The 19300-nt window shown below is 62.5% G+C and carries 23 protein-coding genes; 11 read left to right on the plus strand and 12 right to left on the minus strand.

All coding sequences use genetic code 11. The features are described from left to right. Position 1 precedes the first annotated feature (1 nt). From pstA to pstS, 3 genes are all read right to left on the minus strand, one after another. Positions 2-904, minus strand: coding sequence for a phosphate ABC transporter permease PstA (gene pstA, locus ACBG85_RS30240; protein ID WP_054186451.1), 903 nt, complete (start codon positions 902-904; stop codon positions 2-4). Next, positions 901-1881: a phosphate ABC transporter permease subunit PstC gene (gene pstC, locus ACBG85_RS30245; protein WP_054186453.1), complete on the minus strand. Its 981-nt coding sequence runs from the start codon at positions 1879-1881 to the stop codon at positions 901-903. The genes pstA and pstC overlap by 4 nt, the downstream gene beginning before the upstream one ends. 98 nt (positions 1882-1979) lie before the next feature. Continuing rightward, entirely contained in the window at positions 1980-3107 is a 1128-nt protein-coding gene (pstS, locus tag ACBG85_RS30250; protein WP_054186450.1) for a phosphate ABC transporter substrate-binding protein PstS, read from the minus strand. A gap of 231 nt (positions 3108-3338) precedes the next feature. Between pstS and ACBG85_RS30255 the strand changes: the two genes are divergently transcribed. From ACBG85_RS30255 to arsA, 10 genes are read left to right on the plus strand one after another with little or no spacing between them, the layout of a single operon-like run. Beyond that, entirely contained in the window at positions 3339-4031 is a 693-nt protein-coding gene (locus tag ACBG85_RS30255; protein ID WP_054186449.1) for a helix-turn-helix domain-containing protein, read from the plus strand. Further along, positions 4028-4699 carry an arsenate reductase ArsC gene (locus ACBG85_RS30260; protein WP_054186448.1) on the plus strand — a complete coding sequence of 224 codons (672 nt, stop codon included), beginning with the start codon at positions 4028-4030 and terminating at the stop codon, positions 4697-4699. The genes ACBG85_RS30255 and ACBG85_RS30260 overlap by 4 nt, the downstream gene beginning before the upstream one ends. Before the next feature lie 36 nt (positions 4700-4735). Further along, positions 4736-5062, plus strand: coding sequence for a DUF3349 domain-containing protein (locus tag ACBG85_RS30265; RefSeq protein WP_054186447.1), 327 nt, complete (start codon positions 4736-4738; stop codon positions 5060-5062). Positions 5063-5086: 24 nt separating this feature from the next. Continuing rightward, entirely contained in the window at positions 5087-5470 is a 384-nt protein-coding gene (locus ACBG85_RS30270) for a helix-turn-helix transcriptional regulator (protein ID WP_037131620.1), read from the plus strand. After that, on the plus strand, positions 5467-6555 hold the full coding sequence (gene arsB, locus ACBG85_RS30275; protein ID WP_372027956.1) for an ACR3 family arsenite efflux transporter: 1089 nt from the start codon (positions 5467-5469) through the stop codon (positions 6553-6555). The genes ACBG85_RS30270 and arsB overlap by 4 nt, the downstream gene beginning before the upstream one ends. Then, on the plus strand, positions 6552-6968 hold the full coding sequence (locus ACBG85_RS30280; RefSeq protein ID WP_054186421.1) for an arsenate reductase ArsC: 417 nt from the start codon (positions 6552-6554) through the stop codon (positions 6966-6968). Before arsB ends, ACBG85_RS30280 begins: the two co-directional genes overlap by 4 nt. Before the next feature lie 37 nt (positions 6969-7005). Beyond that, positions 7006-7992: a thioredoxin-disulfide reductase gene (gene trxB / locus ACBG85_RS30285; protein ID WP_182263378.1), complete on the plus strand. Its 987-nt coding sequence runs from the start codon at positions 7006-7008 to the stop codon at positions 7990-7992. A gap of 27 nt (positions 7993-8019) precedes the next feature. After that, positions 8020-8430 (plus strand): low molecular weight phosphatase family protein, encoded by a 411-nt coding sequence (locus tag ACBG85_RS30290; protein ID WP_054186485.1) that lies wholly within the window; start codon positions 8020-8022, stop codon positions 8428-8430. Positions 8431-8488: 58 nt separating this feature from the next. Next, positions 8489-8896: an arsenite efflux transporter metallochaperone ArsD gene (gene arsD, locus ACBG85_RS30295; RefSeq protein ID WP_054186484.1), complete on the plus strand. Its 408-nt coding sequence runs from the start codon at positions 8489-8491 to the stop codon at positions 8894-8896. A 16-nt stretch (positions 8897-8912) separates the two neighbouring features. Next, the gene (arsA, locus tag ACBG85_RS30300; protein ID WP_054186483.1) at positions 8913-10670 is read left to right on the plus strand and encodes an arsenical pump-driving ATPase; all 1758 of its coding nucleotides are present in this window, start codon (positions 8913-8915) and stop codon (positions 10668-10670) included. Positions 10671-10698: 28 nt separating this feature from the next. Here arsA and ACBG85_RS30305 read toward each other — a convergent pair whose 3' ends face one another. The 9 genes from ACBG85_RS30305 to ACBG85_RS30345 all read right to left on the minus strand — a co-directional run bounded on the left by ACBG85_RS30305 (position 10699) and on the right by ACBG85_RS30345 (position 18093). Next, positions 10699-11103, minus strand: a complete 405-nt coding sequence (locus ACBG85_RS30305) for a hypothetical protein (RefSeq protein ID WP_054186482.1) — start codon at positions 11101-11103, stop codon at positions 10699-10701. After that, positions 11100-12821 (minus strand): hypothetical protein, encoded by a 1722-nt coding sequence (locus tag ACBG85_RS30310; RefSeq protein WP_147343832.1) that lies wholly within the window; start codon positions 12819-12821, stop codon positions 11100-11102. The genes ACBG85_RS30305 and ACBG85_RS30310 overlap by 4 nt, the downstream gene beginning before the upstream one ends. 332 nt (positions 12822-13153) lie before the next feature. Continuing rightward, entirely contained in the window at positions 13154-14254 is a 1101-nt protein-coding gene (locus ACBG85_RS30315; RefSeq protein WP_054186480.1) for a hypothetical protein, read from the minus strand. Between the two features lie 61 nt (positions 14255-14315). Further along, positions 14316-15002: a hypothetical protein gene (locus ACBG85_RS30320; RefSeq protein ID WP_054186479.1), complete on the minus strand. Its 687-nt coding sequence runs from the start codon at positions 15000-15002 to the stop codon at positions 14316-14318. After that, positions 14999-15883 carry a site-specific integrase gene (locus ACBG85_RS30325; RefSeq protein ID WP_054186478.1) on the minus strand — a complete coding sequence of 295 codons (885 nt, stop codon included), beginning with the start codon at positions 15881-15883 and terminating at the stop codon, positions 14999-15001. The genes ACBG85_RS30320 and ACBG85_RS30325 overlap by 4 nt, the downstream gene beginning before the upstream one ends. Beyond that, positions 15880-16473: a site-specific integrase gene (locus ACBG85_RS30330; protein ID WP_054186477.1), complete on the minus strand. Its 594-nt coding sequence runs from the start codon at positions 16471-16473 to the stop codon at positions 15880-15882. Before ACBG85_RS30330 ends, ACBG85_RS30325 begins: the two co-directional genes overlap by 4 nt. A 372-nt stretch (positions 16474-16845) precedes the next feature. Then, positions 16846-17265 (minus strand): hypothetical protein, encoded by a 420-nt coding sequence (locus tag ACBG85_RS30335; protein ID WP_147343833.1) that lies wholly within the window; start codon positions 17263-17265, stop codon positions 16846-16848. Between the two features lie 2 nt (positions 17266-17267). Continuing rightward, positions 17268-17654 carry a hypothetical protein gene (locus ACBG85_RS30340; RefSeq protein ID WP_054186475.1) on the minus strand — a complete coding sequence of 129 codons (387 nt, stop codon included), beginning with the start codon at positions 17652-17654 and terminating at the stop codon, positions 17268-17270. A 244-nt stretch (positions 17655-17898) separates the two neighbouring features. Continuing rightward, a complete protein-coding gene (locus ACBG85_RS30345) occupies positions 17899-18093 on the minus strand; it encodes a hypothetical protein (protein ID WP_083471082.1) in 195 nt (64 codons plus the stop codon). Between the two features lie 7 nt (positions 18094-18100). Here ACBG85_RS30345 and ligD point away from each other — a divergent pair, with 7 nt between their 5' ends. Continuing rightward, positions 18101-19156: a non-homologous end-joining DNA ligase gene (gene ligD / locus ACBG85_RS30350; protein ID WP_350318890.1), complete on the plus strand. Its 1056-nt coding sequence runs from the start codon at positions 18101-18103 to the stop codon at positions 19154-19156. Positions 19157-19300: the final 144 nt, after the last annotated feature.

Genomic DNA, 19300 nt, shown 5'->3' on the forward strand with positions numbered 1-19300 from the left:
TCTAGCGCTTGTTGGTGAGGAAGCGGGTCGCGAGCGCAGCGAGAAGGTTGAGGAGCGCCATGACGATGATCAGCGTCAGGGCTGCGCCCCACACTCGGAGCTGGCCTGCGGGCTGCGGGTTGATCAGCTCGGTGTAGATCAGCAGCGGGAGCGAGGCCATGTTGCCTTCGAAGACGTCGAAGTTGATCGAGCGGGAATAGCCGACGAGCACGAGGACCGGAGCTGTTTCACCCATGACTCGGGCGATGGAGAGCAAGACTCCGCTGATAATGCCCGGCATCGCGGTCGGGATGACGATGCGCATGATCGTCTTCCACTTCGGGACGCCCAGTGCATAGGAGGCTTCCCGAAGCTCGTCCGGGACGAGCTTGAGCATTTCCTCGGTGTTGCGTACGACGACCGGCAGCATGAGCAGCACCAGCGCCAGGGAGACGGCGAAAGCGCTCTGTTCGAATCCGAGAGTCGCGATCCAGAGGCTGAAAACGAACAACGCCGCAACGATCGAGGGCACACCGGCGAGAACGTCGACCATGAACGTCACGGTGCGAGCGAAGGCTCCGCGCCCGTATTCGACCAGGTAGATCGCTGCCATGATGCCGAGCGGGACGGAGATGATCGCTGCGATCGCTGCTTGGATCAAGGTGCCGTACAGCGCATGGTAGATGCCGCCGGCGAACTGTTCCGGAAGCACACCCTGCAGAGAATTCGTCCACCAGCCGGAGGAGGTGATGGCGCGCCATCCCTTTTCGATGACGGTGAACAGCACCCAGACCAAAGGAATCAGCGCGATACCGAAGGCAGCATAGAACAGTACGGTGGCGATACCGTTCTTGGCTTTGCGGCTGGTGCTGATGCTTTGGAACGTCGGCGCCTTGGCCGGTGCATTGAGGAGATCGGCGCTCATCCGTTGACCTTGCCTTTCGCGACCATGCGAGCGAGTGCGTTGACGACGAAGGTCAATGCGAAGAGGACGAAACCAGCGGCGATGTACGCGCCGGTCGGAAGGGGAGCGCTGAACTCTGCCGCTGCAGAGGCGATCTTCGAGGCGAAGGTGTATCCGCCGTCGAACAGCGACCAGCTCGAGGGATTGGCAGCCGAGCGCAAGATGATCAGCACGGCCACGGTTTCACCGAGAGCGCGCCCCAGGCCGAGCATCGACGCGGCAATGATGCCGCTGCGACCGAAAGGCAGCACGGTCATGCGCACGACTTCCCATTTGGTGGCGCCGAGCGCCTGTGCCGCTTCGATCTGCGTGCGCGGTGTCTGGCGGAAGACCTCACGGGTGACCGAGGTGATGATCGGCAAGATCATCACCGCGAGAACGATTCCGGCGGTGAAGATGGTGCCGCCTCCGGTCAAGGAGACGTTGCCTTCGCTGAAGAGGAAGAACCAGCCGAGGTTGTCGTTGAGGAACTCCGCGACCGGGCTGAGCTTGGGGGCGAGGATGAAGATTCCCCAGAGACCGAACACGATCGAGGGCACCGCGGCGAGGAGATCGACGATCGAGCCGAATGCGTGCGAGAGACGCGCGGGTGCGTATTGCGTCAAGAACACAGCGATACCCAGTGCGATCGGCACCGCAATCGCCAGAGCGAACACCGAACTGAGCACGGTGACCGTCAGGAGGTCACGGATACCGAAACGCAGATTCGATGCATCGCTGGTGACGAATTCGGTGCTGGTGAAGAAATTCGCGTTGTTCGCTTGCAGCGACGGGATGGCGCGAATGAGCAGGAAGATGGCGATCAGGCCGATGGAGACGACGATCGTGGCACCGGCACCGGTGGCCAGCCACCGGAAGAACTTGTCACCGAACTGGTGTTTTCCGGTCGAGAGAGACGAGGGAATCGTCGGGGAAGTCTTGCCGCTGTGATCAGGCATGCCGGGTATCTTTCCGCCCGCCCCCGGAGTCGCCGCAGTGGGCGTCTCCGGGGAGCGGGTTACGTCGTCGGGGTGCAGAGCCATCGCTGATCAGGCAATCAGGAGATCGCGTTGACTGCGGTGGTCAGCTTCTGCTGGAACGCGCTCGGGAGCGGGATGTACCCGTTTTCCTCGAGACCGTTCTGGCCGGCGCCGATCGTGGACTGCAGGAAAGCGCGGACGGCGGTGCCGACCTCGGCGTCGGGGTACTTCGAGCACACGATCTCGTAGGTAGCCAGCACGATCGGGTACGCGCCGGTCTCGGCCGGCTTGTAGAAGGTGGACGTGTCGAGAACGAGGTCGTTGCCCTCACCCTTGATGGTGGCACCGGCGATGGTCTTGCCGACGGTCTCGGTGCTGATCTCGACCGGTTCGGGACCGGCGGAGGTCACGATCTTGGCGGTCTGCAGGTTCTGGGCCTTGGCGAAGGACCACTCGTTGTAGGTGATCGCGCCTTCGGTGCTCTTGATGGCGGCGGAGGTGCCCTCGTTGCCCTTGGCGCCCTCACCGACGCCACCGACGAACGACTTGCCCGCGCCTTTGCCCCAGGCCCCGTCCGAGGCGGAGTCGAGGTATTTCTGGAAGTTGTCGGTGGTGCCCGACTCGTCGTTGCGGTAGATCACGTTGATCTTCTCCGACGGCAGCGAAGCGCCCTCGTTGAGAGCCTTGATCGCCGGATCGTCCCAAGTGGTGATCGCACCGTTGAAGATCTTGGCAGAGGTGGGGCCGTCGAGGACGAGGTCGTCGACGCCCTTGACGTTGTAGGTCACCGCGAGCGGGCCGAAGACGACGGGAAGGTTCCAGGCGTCGCTGGTGCAGCGTTCTTTCGCGCGGTCGTACTCGCCCTTGTCCTTGCTGAGGGGGGAGTCGGAACCACCGAGGTCGGTCTGGTTTCCGATGAACTCACTCACACCGGCGCCGGAGCCGTTGGAGGTGTAGTTGAGGGTCTGTCCGCTGCACGCCTGCTCGAAAGCATTCACGAAACGAGTCATGGCGTTGGCCTGGGCGGTGGAACCACTGCCCTTGAGTGCCGATTTTCCGCCGCACTCGACATTCGAGGTCGAGCCCGCGCCAGTGGATCCGGTCGAACCCGTCGCGCCGGTGTTGTTGTCGCTGCCGCACGCTGAAAGCAGGAGGGTGCTGGCCGCCAGCACACTGAGGGCGGCGCCAGATCGCTTGAGCTTCACGTAGTTCCTTCGAAGTATCGGGGTTGCTCGCGCGGCGCGCGGCCACCGAGATCGAGTGACACTGAGCAGGGCTGATTGCCGCTCGGGTGATGAACCTAGAGGCCGGGGATGAACGGATATCGCTGTGAAAATGAACGGAACATGAATCCATGGGCGAAAGTTGAATGAACAGCCCGACTACCGGCAGGTATTGCTTGACAATCTCAAATTAACTCAGTGATTATTGACTCAATGAGTATTGAGCAAAAGTTCTCGCTGGAACAGCGGTCCGCCTTCTACGGCGCCCTGGCCGATCCGGCACGGTTGTCGATCGTGGACATGCTCGTGCTCGGCGACGCATCGCCGTCGGAACTGCAACGCCGACTCTCCATCTCCTCGAATCTGCTCGCCCACCACCTCGGGGTCCTCGAACGCGCTGGTCTCGTGCACCGATCACGATCGGAAGGCGACAAGCGCCGTACCTACCTCCGGCTCGAGCCCGCCGCGCTGGATGTGCTCGTTCCTACCTCGTCGCCCTTGGCTGTGACGCGGATCGTGTTCGTGTGCACTCACAATTCCGCGCGCTCGCAACTGGCTGCGGCGTTGTGGAACAAGCAATCGCACATCCCGGCAGCATCGGCGGGCACCCACCCCGCTCCCCGAGTTCACAGTGGAGCACTCGCCGCCGCCCGCCGTCACGACCTACCTCTCGACGCCACGCGCCCGGCCGATGTCGCCGATGTCCTCGCTCCTGGGGACATGGTCATCGCCGTGTGCGACAACGCCCACGAAGAAATGCGCGAGAACCCGAACTCTCTTCACTGGTCGATTCCGGACCCTGCCCGCACCGGTAGTGCCGCAGCGTTCGACCGAGCCTTCGACGACATCGACCACCGAGTCGCTCGACTCGCCCCCCATTGCCTCCCGAACGGAGAACTCTCATGACCGACAACCTCAGCACCGCAACACATCACCGCGACGACCTGACCATCGATCAACGGTTGGCGCTCAAGAGTGCCGCCGCACACCTGGCCACGGAATTCACCGATGTCTTCAACACCGAAACCATCGAGCGTTTCCTGCATTCTTCCTACGACCAGTTCGCGGGCCGCGCCTCCGTCGTCAACTACCTCCCTCTCCTGGCTGAACGCTTCGCCCGGCAGCGACTGCGCGCCCTGGCCAAGGTCGAAGGACTCTCCAACGACGGCAAGCCCACCGTGTTGTTCTTGTGCACGCACAACGCCGGACGCTCCCAGATGGCCATGGGATTCTTCGAAAAACTCGCCGGGGAACGTGCCGTCGCATGGTCCGGCGGATCCGAACCCGGCACCAGCGTCAACGAAGCTGCCATCGAAGCAATGGCCGAACGTGGCATCGACATCAGCGGTGAATACCCCAAGCCATGGACGGACGAAGTGGTCCGCGCAGCGGACGTCGTCATCACGATGGGCTGCGGAGATGCATGCCCGATCTTCCCCGGGCGTCGCTACGAGGAGTGGGTCCTTCCCGACCCCGCGGGTCTCGGGGTCGACGCGATCCGCCCGATCCGTGACGAGATCGAACGGCGAGTACTCACATTGCTCGACGAGATCGACATCGCCGCCCAGCACTGATGCTCGTCGATGAATTCCTTGCGAAGAAGGTCTCTCATGTTCATTCCGGCAGTGGTCACCGCTTTTGTGCACTGGCTTCGCAGCGGCTACCCGCAGGACGCACCGAGATACGGTCACAGCCCGCTACTGGCTCTGATGGATCAACGGCTCTCACCTGCGCAGATCAGTGAGATCGTGATCGCGCTCGACTGGGAGCCGGCCACCGAGGCCATCGACATCCAAGTGGCCATCACGGCTGTCGCACGGCGGATGCCCTCACCCGCCGATCTGAGTGCCGTATGCGCGGCCATCGAGAAATCCGCGTCCAGGGAAGGGGCCTTCCCGTGCTGCAGAACCAGAGGCGTGCCCCATGTTGCGAACTGATTTGATCGATGTCAATATTGATGTATGTCGAATCAAGATGTGGCGGAGACCGGCGCCTGTTGTTCGCCACTCAACCGTGAACCGTTGACCGAAGACTGGGCTGGTGATCTGGCCCGGATGTTCAAAGCGCTCGGCGATCCCGTCCGGCTGCGACTGCTGAGCTTGGTTGCCAGCCATGAGGGTGGGGAGGCCTGCGTCTGCGACATCTCCGACACCTTCGACTTGTCCCAGCCGACGATTTCGCATCACCTCAAGGTGTTGCGCCAGGCCGGACTCCTCGACTGCGAACGTCGCGGGACCTGGGTGTACTACTGGGTGATACCCGCAGCCCTGCAACAACTTTCCGCCGTTCTGCTCGTGGAAGCATCATCCACTGCCGCCGACGTCCCACAGGAGACCGCCGTATGAGCGCCCCGTCCAGTACCGAACACCCCGAAGTCGTCGGAAAACTCTCCACCCTCGACCGCTATCTGGCGGTCTGGATCGGCGTGGCCATGGTCGTCGGCCTGCTGGTTGGACGCTGGATCCCCGGTGTGAACACTGCCCTGGACAAGGTGCAGATCGACGGCATCTCGTTACCGATCGCCCTCGGCCTGCTGATCATGATGTACCCGGTGTTGGCGAAAGTTCGCTACGACCGCCTCGACACTGTCACCGGGGACAAGAAACTCCTCGCCGGCTCCCTGTTCCTGAACTGGGTTCTCGGCCCGGCGCTGATGTTCGCCCTCGCCTGGCTGTTTCTGCCTGACCTGCCGGAATACCGAACCGGTTTGATCATCGTCGGTCTCGCTCGCTGTATCGCGATGGTGATCATCTGGAACGACCTGGCCTGCGGAGACCGCGAAGCCGCCGCGGTGCTGGTCGCCATCAATTCGGTGTTCCAGGTGATCATGTTCGCCGTGCTCGGTTGGTTCTACCTCTCGGTCCTGCCCGGGTGGCTCGGCCTCGAACAGACCACCATCGACACCTCGCCCTGGCAGATCGCGAAATCGGTCCTGATCTTCCTCGGTATCCCGCTGCTGGCAGGTTTTCTGTCCCGCTTCTTCGGTGAACGCGCCAAAGGCCGCGACTGGTACGACAACAAGTTCATCCCCAAGATCAGCCCCTGGGCGCTCTACGGTCTGCTGTTCACCATCGTCGTGCTCTTCTCGATGCAGGGCGAACAGATCACCTCACAGCCGTGGGATGTCGTCCGGATCGCGTTGCCGCTGCTGGTGTACTTCGCGTTGATGTGGGGCGGTGGCTACGTCCTCGGTGCCGCAATCGGATTGGGCTATGAACGCACGACGACCCTGGCGTTCACCGCCGCGGGCAACAACTTCGAACTCGCGATCGCCGTAGCCATCGCCACCTACGGCGCCACCTCGGGGCAAGCTCTTGCCGGTGTTGTCGGCCCGCTGATCGAGGTACCGGTGCTCGTCGGGCTGGTCTACGTCTCCCTTGCTCTACGTAAACGCTTCACCCCCACTGACGGAAAGGTTTCAGCTCCATGACCAGCAAGCCCAGTGTCCTGTTCGTCTGTGTCCACAACGCCGGCCGATCGCAGATGGCCGCCGGTTTCCTGAGCCACCTCGCCGGCGATGCCATCGAGGTCCGCTCCGCCGGATCCGCCCCCGCGGACACCATCAACTCCGCCGCAGTCGAAGCGATGGCCGAACTCGGAATCGACATCTCCGCCCAGACCCCGAAGATCCTCACCGCCGATGCCGTGCAGGATTCGGATGTCGTGATCACGATGGGCTGCGGCGACACCTGCCCGATTTTCCCCGGCAAGAGCTACCGCGACTGGGTCCTCGACGATCCGGCCGGCAAAGGCATCGATGCGGTTCGCCCGATCCGCGACGAGATCAAGACTCGCGTACAAGCCCTGATCAGCGAACTCACCGCCCCGTCGGTATCGCGCTGACCACCCACGCCCCCTTCGATTCCGTGAAAGAGACACTATGACCATCCCGTCCACGGTCCATGACGTCATCATTGTCGGTTCCGGACCGGCCGGCTACACCGCTGGTGTCTACACCGCGCGCGCTGAGCTCGCGCCCCTGCTCTTCGAGGGAACCCAGTTCGGTGGCGCCCTCATGACCACCACCGTGGTCGAGAACTTCCCCGGATTCCGCGAAGGAATCATGGGCCCCGATCTGATGGAACAGATGCGCGAGCAGGCACTGCGCTTCGACACCGACATCCGCACCGAGGACGTCGAAGAGATCGATCTCAGCGGCCCGATCAAGACGGTCGTCGCGAACGGCGAAACCTACGCCGCGCACGCGATCATCCTCGCCATGGGCGCGGCAGCCCGCTACCTGGGCATTCCCGGTGAAGAACGCCTCCTCGGCCGCGGCGTCAGCGCCTGCGCCACCTGCGACGGCTTCTTCTTCCGTGACCAGGACATCGTCGTGGTCGGCGGCGGCGATTCCGCGATGGAAGAAGCAACCTTCCTCACCCGTTTCGCTCGCTCGGTCACCTTGGTGCACCGCCGCGAGGAGTTCCGCGCCTCACGGATCATGCTCGAGCGCGCCAAGGCCAACGAGAAGATCCGCTTCCTGACCAATGCCGAGCCCGTCGAGGTGCTCGGTGAGAACAGCGTCACCGGCCTTGTCGTGCGCGACACTGTCACCGGTGAAACTTCCACACTCGAGATCACCGGCATGTTCGTCGCCATCGGCCACGACCCGCGCAGTGAGCTCGTCAAGGGCCAGGTCGATCTCGACGACGTCGGATACGTGCGCGTCGCTCCCGGTTCCACCGCGACCTCCGTCGACGGCGTCTTCGCTGCCGGTGACCTGGTCGATCACACGTACCGTCAGGCGATCACCGCTGCCGGCACCGGATGCTCCGCAGCAATCGACGCCGAACGCTGGCTGGCCGACCGCGGCGACATCACCGCCAACACGCTCGACGCAGCCGGCCACACGGTCGACGCCGTCTGACTCCCACGCCCAGCGAAAGGAACTTCGATGAGCAAGCCTTCAGTGCTGTTCGTGTGCGTCAAGAACGGCGGCAAATCCCAGATGGCCGCCGGCCTCATGCGCAAAGCCGCCGGTGACCAGGTGGACGTGTACTCGGCCGGCACGAAACCAGGCTCGGCGGTCAACGCCCTGTCTGCCGAAACCCTCCTCGAGGTCGGGGTGGACATCACTGGTGAGACCCCGACGCTGATCGATCCGCAACTGGTGCGCGATGTCGACCTCGTCGTCACCCTGGGCAGCGAAGCGAAGGTCGATCCCGTCGCCGGTACCGACTTCGAGAACTGGGACACCGACGAGCCGTCCGAACGCGGCATCGACGGAATCGAACGAATGCGCCTGGTCCGCGACGACATCGCCTCCCGCGTCGACGCTCTCGCTGCCCGTCTAGCGACCCGCTGATATCGGAACCGCTAGCCGCACCATCGAAGACCCGCGAAGTAAGAAAGAGGACATCACCATGAGCACCATCGAAGTATTCGAACCCGCACTGTGCTGCAACACCGGCGTCTGCGGCGACGACGTCGACCAAGCGCTGATCACCTTCACCGCCGACCTCGACTGGGTCGCAAGCAACGGCGGCACCATCACCCGCCACAACCTCGCCAACGACCCCCTTGCGTTCGCCGGCAACGACACCGTCGCAGCATTCCTCAAAATTTCAGGCTCCGAAGGACTCCCGCTGGCGATCGTCGACGGAGTCACCGCCCTGACCGGCACCTATCCCACCCGCAACCAGCTCGCGAAATGGGCAGGCATCACCGAACCGGGCGCCGCGGACGCGCCGGCCGGGATCGCCATGCTCGGACTCGCCGACGGCTCGGCATGCTGCTCCACCGACGACGCCGACTCCACCACCTGCTGCTGAAAGCGCCGACACCGCAATGAAGTTCCTGAACGATGCGCCCCGATTCCTGTTCTTCACCGGCAAAGGCGGTGTCGGAAAGACCTCCATCGCGTGCGCGAGCGCGATCACCCTCGCCCGCGCCGGGAAGAAAGTGCTGCTCGTGAGCACCGATCCCGCCTCCAACGTCGGGCAGGTGTTCGGTGTGAGTATCGGCAACACCATCACCTCGATCCCCGCAGCGGCGGGGCTGTCGGCCCTCGAGATCGATCCGGAACAAGCCGCTGCCGCCTATCGCGAGCGGATCATCGGCCCCGTCCGCGGACTGCTCCCCGAGAAGGAGATCGCGGCGATCGCCGAACAGCTCTCCGGGTCCTGCACCACCGAAATAGCGTCGTTCAACGAGTTCACCGGACTGCTCTCCGGCCAAGGCGACATCACCGCGGGCTTCGACCATGTCCTCTTCGACACCGCTCCGACGGGGCACACCATCCGGCTGCTGCAGCTTCCCGGATCGTGGACCGAGTTCCTCGACGACGGTAAAGGCGATGCATCATGCCTGGGTCCGCTGTCCGGGCTCGAGAAGCAGCGCGCCATCTACGCCGACGCCGTTGCCGCGCTCGCAGATCCGCAGCGGACCCGCCTCGTCCTGGTCTCGCGCGCCCAGCGTTCGACGCTCACCGAAATCACCCGCACCCACCGCGAACTCGCCGACATCGGACTGACCCATCAGCATGTCGTGATCAACGGTGTCCTCCCGGCGCCGGGCGACGACACCGATCCGCTCGCGACCGCGATCCACCGGCGTGAACAAGCCGCGATCGCCGCCCTGCCAACCGAATTGGCGCAATTGCCGACCGATCAGGTCCCGCTCAAAGAGACCAACATCGTCGGCATCGATGCACTCGAGAGCTTCTTCGCTGCCGACCTCAGCCCGGTATCCGCGGCCTCAGCGGACCCGTCCCTGCAGCTGCTCAGTGCTCCGCTCTCATCCCTGATCGACGAACTCGACACCGATGATCACGGCCTGATCATGTGCATGGGCAAAGGCGGAGTCGGCAAGACCACCATCGCCGCCGCCATCGCTGTCGCCCTCGCCGAACGCGGCCACCAGGTGCACCTGACCACCACCGACCCGGCCGCACACCTGACAGAAACTTTGAACGGGGAACTCGACAACCTCCAGGTCTCCCGAATCGACCCCGCCGACGCCACCGAGCAGTACCGCAACCGGGTCCTGACCACCAAAGGCAAGAATCTCGACGACCGCGGCCGCGCGAACCTCGCCGAAGACCTCCGATCGCCCTGCACCGAGGAAGTGGCGGTCTTTCAGGCGTTTTCGCGGGTGATTCACGAATCGAGCCGCAAATTCGTCGTCGTCGACACCGCCCCGACCGGTCACACCTTGTTGTTGCTCGACGCCACCGGCTCCTACCACCGGGAAATCGCCCGACAAATGGGTGAGAACACGAACTTCACCACCCCGCTCATGCGACTACAGGACCCGAACGCCACGAAAGTCCTACTCGTGACCCTCGCCGAAACCACACCCGTCCTCGAAGCCGCCGGTCTGCAAGCCGACCTACAACGCGCAGGAATCGAGCCTTGGGCGTGGGTGGTCAACAACTCCCTCGTCGCAGCCGAACCGACCTCGCCGCTCCTGAAGCAACGCGCAGCCGGCGAGATCGCCGAAATCGGCAGCATCACAAGCCAATACAGCCAACGAACCGCCATCGTCCCGATGCTCGCCGAAGAACCCATCGGCACAGATGCATTGACGGCGTTGAGTAAGGCCTGACGGGAGTGCGGAATCGACTTCTGGCTGGTCATTTACGGGGGCTGGATATGGTGGCGACGGCCGTGCGTTGATGGAGCTCCGTGCGAAGTTGGTGCGCTTCGAGGCTGAGTTGCTGGATTTGTGACGAAGCTAGAGCGACTTGTTCGGTGAGTTCGCGATTACGCGTGCGGAGCTTCCGGTTCTCGAGTTCGAGATTCTGGATGTGATTGGGTGGCGCCGCGAGTGTGGGCGTACTGCGGTCGGTCTGCCGGTGCTTCGTCAGCACCTCGACTGTCTCTGGAAAATTGCGCCTCAGGGTGGTGTTCGCGATGCCGAGGCGGCGGGCGAGAGCAAGAGCACTGGGCAGGACTCCACGTTCGGCCGATTCGGCCAGTAACGCGGCAAGCTCCACGGATACAACTGCCGTGGTTGGCAATCCGCTGGGCGGGGTCATCGTGGGTCCGGGCGGTGGCGGTCGACGAATGCGTGAATCTGTGAGGCCCGTTCGGAGAGTTGGCTGTGTAGGAGCGGTGGGAGTGTGGGACGTTCACGAAGGGTGGCCGCGATTTTCTCGGCCTCTGCGTTCAGTTTCGTGAGGTTGCCGACCGTGAGCGCGACGTTCGTGCAGGCGAGCGGTTGACAGTGATCGAGCTGCGGAACTGCGCTCTTGTCGGCGCTGCTGTTCAGACACAGCGCTTTTCGGACATCGAAGACACATGTTGCGTATTCGCCTGGGTAGATGGCTCCGGCTTTGCCTTTCAGTACACGTGCGAGCCGTTTGGGGTCGGTGATCACAGCCCCGGTGAACTGGGGATGGCCGGCCAGCGCCGCGAGTCGTGTTGCGCCTTCTGCTGCGGCTGGACCGGTCAACGGGGTGTGGGCGTGTTGATCGATCATGGCCATAAGATCGTTGCCTCTCAGTAGCGCTTGCTCAGCTTCGACCTCCGCACGGAAACCTGAATCTGAGGTTCCGGCGTATCCTTCGAACATTTGAATGCTCAAGTGGCGGTATGCGATCGCGCCCGCTACGGCTCCGCCGGGTTGTCGGGCAATGAACCAGGCAAGTGTTCGTCGGAACTGTCGGGTGGACAGTATCCATGGTGCGCCGTTCACCGTGGGAACGATGTCGGTGCGTCCGTGGTCGGCGCAGTAGTTGTTGATCCAGCTGCACAGATCGTTGAGCTGCACATTGGTGGCGCAGGTGGTGAAAACTCGATTGGGGCGGAAACCACTGGCTTCGTCGCGCGATTGGGTGAGAAAGGTGAATAGATACTCGGTGCCTGGCCGGCGTAGTTCGGTGAGGACGTCGATGGCGCGGGCCACTGGCGCGCCGACTGTCCATGTGGCGTCGACGCCGTGTGGATCTTTGGCGCCCTTGAAGGCTGTGCCGGAAACTGTCCATCGGTATGGGGTTCCGTCGGATCTTCGGAGAACCGTGACGCAGCCGGGTCGCAGGCTTTTGACTTCACTTTCGCGCATGCCGGACAGATAGGCGACAAGGACGTAGCAGGCGGTGAGGAGCATCCGTGAGAGCACTCTCGCGGACTTGCTCGGATGGTTGTTTGCGCAGATCCCGTTGGTCCACGGCTTTTCGTCGAGTCTCCCCGAGATGGTTATAGGAAACCATGTGTACGGATCGACGCCGACCAGCTTTTCGGCAGCGGCGATCGATTCCCACTGTTCAGGTCTTCGGATGTCGCTGATGCCGGCCTCCGCGGCGAGGAGTGATCGGTTCACTCCTCGCCTCGTACCGGGTAGGGGTTGTCCAGTTCGGATGTAGCGATCGAGGACCTCCGTCAGGGCTGCGTGTGCTCCGGAGTTTCGGCCAAGAGCGGAGGGCTTGGTTCGGTTCTTGATGGGCCCGCTGTGTTCGAGGGCGGTCAGGATGTCGGGTGCGAAATCGTCGACGAATCTCAACGACCATGCAATGAGCGGACCGAGTACCTGTTCAGGGATGCGAGGGGTGATGTTTTCCGCGCGTGAGCGCGATTGCTGGGACCATCCCTCGGCTGCGTACTGAGGGTCGAAGTTGAGGGGCTCGGTCAGGGCGCTTCGATACCGCCACAGCATGCGCACTGCGCGTCGGGCGTTCTCGCGGTGGCCGGTGTCGGGGACATCGGCGAGTAGGAAGAGGGCGTAGTTTCCGAGCATCTCGGGAGACAGGGCGGCCAACGAAATTCTGGGACACGTGCCATCGGCCCAGATTAGAAACCGTTTAACCTGTGGAAACAGAGCGGTGACGGTGCCCATGGCCAGGCGATACTCTCCCAGCGGTAACGGTCCCGATAAGAGGGCGGCGAAAAGCTCTTTCGCGGTGCGCTGTTGACGGGCGGGGATGGTGGTGAAATCCAAACGCTCCGAACTCAGATGTGATTGCAGCTGGGCGGCGTCGAGTCGCCACACCATGTCCGCGTATCGAGGAAGGCGATCATCGGGGATATCGGGGCGCAGCGGCCGCCCTGTGAGTACATGGGGGCCTGTATCGCAGTGGGGTTGTGGTTCGGTCATGGGATGTCCCAGGGATGTTCGACGAGGTCGAGAAGAGCATCAGCAGGCTTGATCAACTCGGCGTGTGAGACTTGTCCCGGCGTAAATTTGGGGAGTACTTCATATTCGATGGTCACCCAGACGGGGCCGTAGCGGCTCCACCAGTCGGACTCCGATAGCACCGATCGCCGTTCGTCGAGCGCCTGCCGCAAGCCGAGCACAGCGGGAAGGTGACTTGAGGTGATGACGCAGTTCGCGCAGTGGAAGCAGTCGAGAAATGTTGTGCGACGACATATTCGGCCGGTCGCAGGGTGAGCGTCGGGGTCAGTGCAACCATTCCAGAGTGCCTCATGATCCGCAGGGACTGCCGCTTCCGGAACTACCTTCAGCGAGCCGCCCGCGGCCGCAAGTGCGCGAACATGGGCATCGAGCGCAGCGCTCTCGGCTTCGGCGATGGCAGCGGTGAGAGTTTCGGCGCTCCATTCTGCTGCCGAAGCGTCCCCTCGAAGGTAATTCCCAAATAGCACTTCCACACTGTTCGAGCGTGCTGCAGAGGGCAGATGACCGCCCAACCTTTTGACTCTGGCAACTTCGATAGTGGTCCGGATCCGGCCGAACGTCACCGTCAACGGCCGTCCCACCTCCGTTTCGCTCGGCGGATCTGTGAGCAGTGAATGCCCCGCCGCCCATTCGCTGGGCATGAGGGGTGGGTCGGACAAAGATGCGCGAAACGGACTCATGTGTTCAGCAATGCCGGTGATGCCGCCTGCGATTCCGTTGCGCCAGATCGACCACAGTGCAGTCGAATCCGTGTACGTTCGCCCGCGGGTCATCAATCGGTGCAGTAGCAGGTACAGCCCTCCCGGTGTGTCGAGTTCCCGATGCGGTGGACCGATTTCCCAGGTGACGGTTTCATGCCAGTGCTGATCGCCCCGACGACGTTTCGTCAGCTGTATTTGCACGGCCGTTCCTTCCAGGATCTGGTGTTCGGCTGGTAAGTCTTTGAGAGTTTCCACATTCCGGCCGGTCAGCGCGATCAGGAGAATGAGGATCGGAACGAGATCCCTCTTCAGGAGGAACAGTTGTTCTGCCTGGGCGAGTCTGCGCCGCCACGTCATAGACGGTCCGGCCGGGGAACGCGGAACGATTCCGGTGCTGGCGATCTTTCGTAGTTTCGCCCTATCTATAGCGGACAAGGACTTTTCGGTGGACTTTGGGATTGTTACCGGCAAGAATTCGTTCCGAAAACTCGATTCGTGACCGGGTTGCCGAGACGTCAGCGCGTGCAGCGCCGAGGATTCGCGTGAATTCTCCATCCGAGTATCCGGACGCATTCAGCTTTCTGAACTTCGGAACCGAACGTGCCAGAGCAGCGTGGATGTCGGGGGCGATCATCTCGCGCAACGGAGGTTCGATCAATACTCGCCGCAAAATTGTCTGGCACTCCAGCGATCGGTTGATACTGGCCACAGATGCTCGCTGCCGGAGATACCCCTGGACATGCCGCAGCGTGAGAGCGGACGGTACTGCTGGCGAATCGGGAACCAAGTCGAGATACCGCAGAAACGAGGAGAGGAGCAGCCAGATCGAACGCGCGGACGCTTCTGTCCGCAATGTTCCGGTCGGACCTGTGCGTCGGGCGAATGCATCGAGTGCCGGTCCGTGCCAGCCGGGCATGGGCCACTTGTCGGCGGAGAACGTCCGTGTCCGTCCGTCATCTCCGATGAACTGGACCGATGTGGTGCTCGCAGCGTCGGCCGGAGCAGATGCGGTCGACGGTTCGTGGCGTGGTGAAACGTCATACTGACCCGTGGGTGTCTTCGATGGTTGACCGGTATGAGTTCCGGCACCCGTGCGGGGTTTCACTGCGAGGCATTCGTGTTCGAGGCCAATGGATTTGGCGGCGCTGGCGGTTCCTCCCAATCGTCAGGCACCAATGCCATCCGGGTCTCCATTTCCAGCTCGGCGAGGGTGTGAAGGTAAATCATCGTTGTGGTGATCGAGCGATGTCCCATACGGCGCCGAACCCAGTCGAGGGGATCGCCGAAAATTCGTGTGTAGTGGCCACGTTGTTCCGCAGTCTGTTCGCGCAATGCCGCGATATGGCCGCGTTGAAGTTGTTCGAGGGTTACCACCGCAAAGGTATGGCGCAACATGTGTGGGTGCACGCGCAGAGGTATACCGACGTCGGCGCACCGGACGTTGGCCTCGTGGAACAGACCCTTCCACCTCGACACCGACACTGGCATTCCTCGTTCCGTCAGCCAGAACGAGGCGGGTTCCAATCCGCGATCACCGGCGATGTATAGGCGGCGCCGGTCGGTGTGGTCCAGATTGGAGACCTTTACGCGTGCCTTGACGCCGGCGTTCGTGTAGTCGACAGCGATAGGTTGGGCAGGGTCCTCGACGACGAGCGGGCGAGCGATTTTGTCGTACCGTCCGTGTGCGCGAGCGTCGTCGATAATCTGGCGGCGATCGACATCGCGGTAGTTGATCAGTTCTCTGACGATGGATTCCGGTATGTACACCCATCTGGTCGAGGAGCCTTTGGCGATGGCTACCGGGAGTCGGAAGCGTTGATAGGACACGGGCTGGTGCTCGGTGGGCAGGTCGAAGACCGTAAGTGCGGACTGCTCGGCGAGGCGTAGTCCGGTTCGCACCATGAGATCGCAGAACACCGCATTACGCGTCGCCCAGCGTCCGCGGAATGCGGGGCGAGGGAGACCGTCCGCGTTCATACCCTTCATTCCGGTGTCTCTCCATCGCCGATAAGAGGCTTGCGGAATCCACTCGATGTTGTCCCGGTTGACATCTCGCGAATAGGTCGTGGGACTACTTCCTTGATCGTCGATGCGGCCCGGGGTATGAGAGCGACCACTACGGGCATGGTGCGGGATCGGGTTCGCGGCGACGAATCCCTTGCGCACTGCCAGCGATAGAAGTTGTTGACTGCCGCGACTTCTCGGTTCCAAGTTGCTCCGGACACTCGTGGGCCGGAAGCATCGCGCCGTCGCCAGACCAGGTAAGCGACATGGTCGTCCTCATTCGCATCACGCCATGAGATGCCGCTCCGCGCTGAGGTGAGAAATGAAAGGAACGCGGCGATGTTGCGTGCATAGCCCTGCTGGCTGATCGGTGACATCGTGACGAAACTCGGGTTTCGGAAGTACGAATTGAGGTCCACGTCGTACTCGAACGACGGAGACAACAAAAACGGTGAACCGGGAAACGGGTCTTCTGGAAAGAAAATTCTTACGGCACCCTCCGGTGCACCGTAATCCGAGGGACGGGCTACACGAGTTTCGGTGATACACACTCGCCAGGAAGACAACAGCATCTCGGTTTCCCCTCTGCGGTCAATGACCGACGGTACACAAGCTCGCTTGTGTGAAGATTCACGCCACCACGGGCGACGGTAAAACAGGCTTGGACCTTTGGTTATGGGTTACTTCCGATGCGGTAAGCGCCGCACAATAGAACTGCCCCCACGGCGCACCGCGCGGGCGTGTGCCGGCGATCAGAGGGCCAGCGGTTCCCGAACAGAGGCGCGGTCAGGCGCCGGCGATGCTCTGCGATCCGCTGACCTGCACACGTTCCGGTCCCTCACCGAGAGGGAGAGTCCGGATACGGCGATGCCCCGACAACGTCGCCGGGGCATCGAGAGGTGTTCACCTGCCAACTTGTCAGCAAGTTAACATCACAGAATCGGTCAATCGCGCGTGCGCCTGGTCTTGGCCTCGCGCCGGATCTCGGGTGCGCAGGCGATGACCAACGCGACGGCGGACACCACGGCTAGACACACACCGCAGGCGACACCAGCAAGGTAAGGGGTGAAGGTGAGAAAGATGGTCGCGAGTGCGAACCCGCCCGCGATGCCGGCCACTCCGGCCCTGATCGTCGTTTCGCGCACTCGGCGAGTTGCTTTCGGAATCATGGGTTCGGCCCTTTCCTCCGTTTCCTCGGTGTCCGGCCAGGTCTGTGACCGAACATCAGCGCAAATCGGGCAGTAGCTTTCGTCTCTGGCATGCGTCCACCCTCGTTCGAGAACGGATTCGATGTCAGCGCAACCGTTTTCGTTCTCGCCGGCGGTGATTCCACACCCATGGCAGCTCAGATATGGCGACGTCATCGTCATCGCTGCTCGCCGTCGACGCTCGGCGGACTCACGGGCAGCAGTACCGCGGCGATGCGCGTCTCTTCCCATCGCGATGGCCGGCGGCTGACTTCCGATCTTCCATCGACGAGGTCGCTGAGCGATCGGGCAACCTGATCGTCGGTTTCGTAACCGTTCCCCCACATGCTGGCCGGCCCTCGAACACCGCGGTTGTTGTCGATGACTGTGTAGACGACACCCTCGCCTTCAGGGTTCGGCCTGGTGAGGATGACGAATTGGTGGTCGTCGGATACCGCACGGACGGTCCACCACAGGTCTGCCGGTTGAACGAACTGCACGCGGTGCCCGGCAGTGAGGGCACATGCCGTGATCGTCGAGGGTGACGATCGTGTTGCGATGCTCATGATGCTCTGCTCAGCTTTCGTCGAAGTCCAAGCGCAGTGCATCGCTCACGAACGCACGAGTGCGACTGGCCGGGTGAGTCATCGAGCGGCTCGATGACCTGCGCATCGTGTCCGAAATCGGGCGTTGAACTCAACGGGGTGTCCCCTGATCCGGAGGGCGAGCCGGCGCCCGGCCGGCCGACCCTTCGAGGAGTGAGGGGACGTGTCGTCTTCCCAGCTGAAAGACCTTTTTCGACCTATAGGATCAATGATCCGGACGATCGCACCCGGCGGACGTGCCCGGCGGTGCGTCGCGCTCTTCCGGTTTCTCCACGATGAGTGGCCTCACCCCAGCCTTGTACCGAAATCCCCACCAACCATTCGGCAACAGAACCATTCCGGCCTGACCCTCGTCAGGCGGCGGAGTCCAGCCCTCGTCCGGGGCAGGGGGTCGAGTCATATCGACAGTGTCTCAACCTCCCGAAAACAGCCGCGAAGCAGGACAAACCTGCGCACAGTGGAGAGATGAGCGCCGCCACAGGAAAACCGGTTCCGCCGATGCTCGCCACGCTCGGCAATCCACCGACGGGGGAGCGCTGGGCCCACCGACGGGGGAGCGCTGGGCATTCGAGTCGAAATGGGATGGCCAAAGGGCAATAGCCACAACAGGTTCCACGTCCACGACTCTGTGGTCGCGCAACGGTAACAACATCAGTGCCTCGTTCCCCGAGATCGTCGACGCTCTCCGTTCGGTGCTCGATCACCGTGAAGCCGTCCTCGACGGGGAAATCGTCGCTCTCGGACCCGACGGTGTCCCGTCCTTCTCCCTGTTGCAGCGCCGGATGCACGTTCTGCGGCCCACCGCTCAGCTCCGCAACGAGGCTCTGACCTCGTACTATGTGTTCGATGTCCTCGACGTCGACGGAAAGTCGACGACCGAGCTTCCTTACCTCGAGCGCCGTGAAGCGCTCGCCAACCTCAGCCTCGAACATCCACGCATCAAAGTCCCACCACACTGGCTCAACGTCGACGGACCGACCATGTTGGAAGTCGCGAAGAAACACCATCTGGAAGGTATAGTCGCCAAGAATATTTCCTCGATCTACCAGCCAGGCAAGCGATCTCGGGATTGGATCAAAACGCCTCTGAGGGCTAATTGTGAGGCCGTAGTGTGCGGATTCGTCCCTGGATCGGGTGGCGCAGCGGGAGGAGCCGGGTCGCTGATCCTCGGCGCCCACGACGACTCAGGGGGCCTCAGATATATCGGAAACGTTGGTACGGGCCTGACCGATCGACAGCGCCGCGAACTGCGGGACAAGCTCGTCGAGCTCGAACAGTCGGTCAGTCCGTTCACCGTCGAGCCGCCGAGAGCTGTCACCCGCAATGCTTCCTGGTCAAGACCTGTCCTTGTCTGCGATGTGGAGTACCGGGAGTTCACCGGTGGCAGCCTTCGGCATCCATCCTTTCGAGGGCTGCGGAACGACAAGACCGCCGATGAAGTCGACCTTCCCGGTCGGCACTGACCATGTTGTTTGAAGATGCGCTGTTCGGGAAAGAAATCCAGTTATGAGTACAGCTGAACAGACCTATCATCCGGGACAAAAAGCGCCGGTCAGCGGCTTCTACGAGTGCGATTGCGGTGACGCTCATCGGGTCAGTACCGATGT

It is taken from the genome of Rhodococcus sp. NyZ502 (assembly GCF_041464245.1).
Taxonomy (GTDB): Bacteria; Actinomycetota; Actinomycetes; order Mycobacteriales; family Mycobacteriaceae; genus Rhodococcus_F; species Rhodococcus_F qingshengii.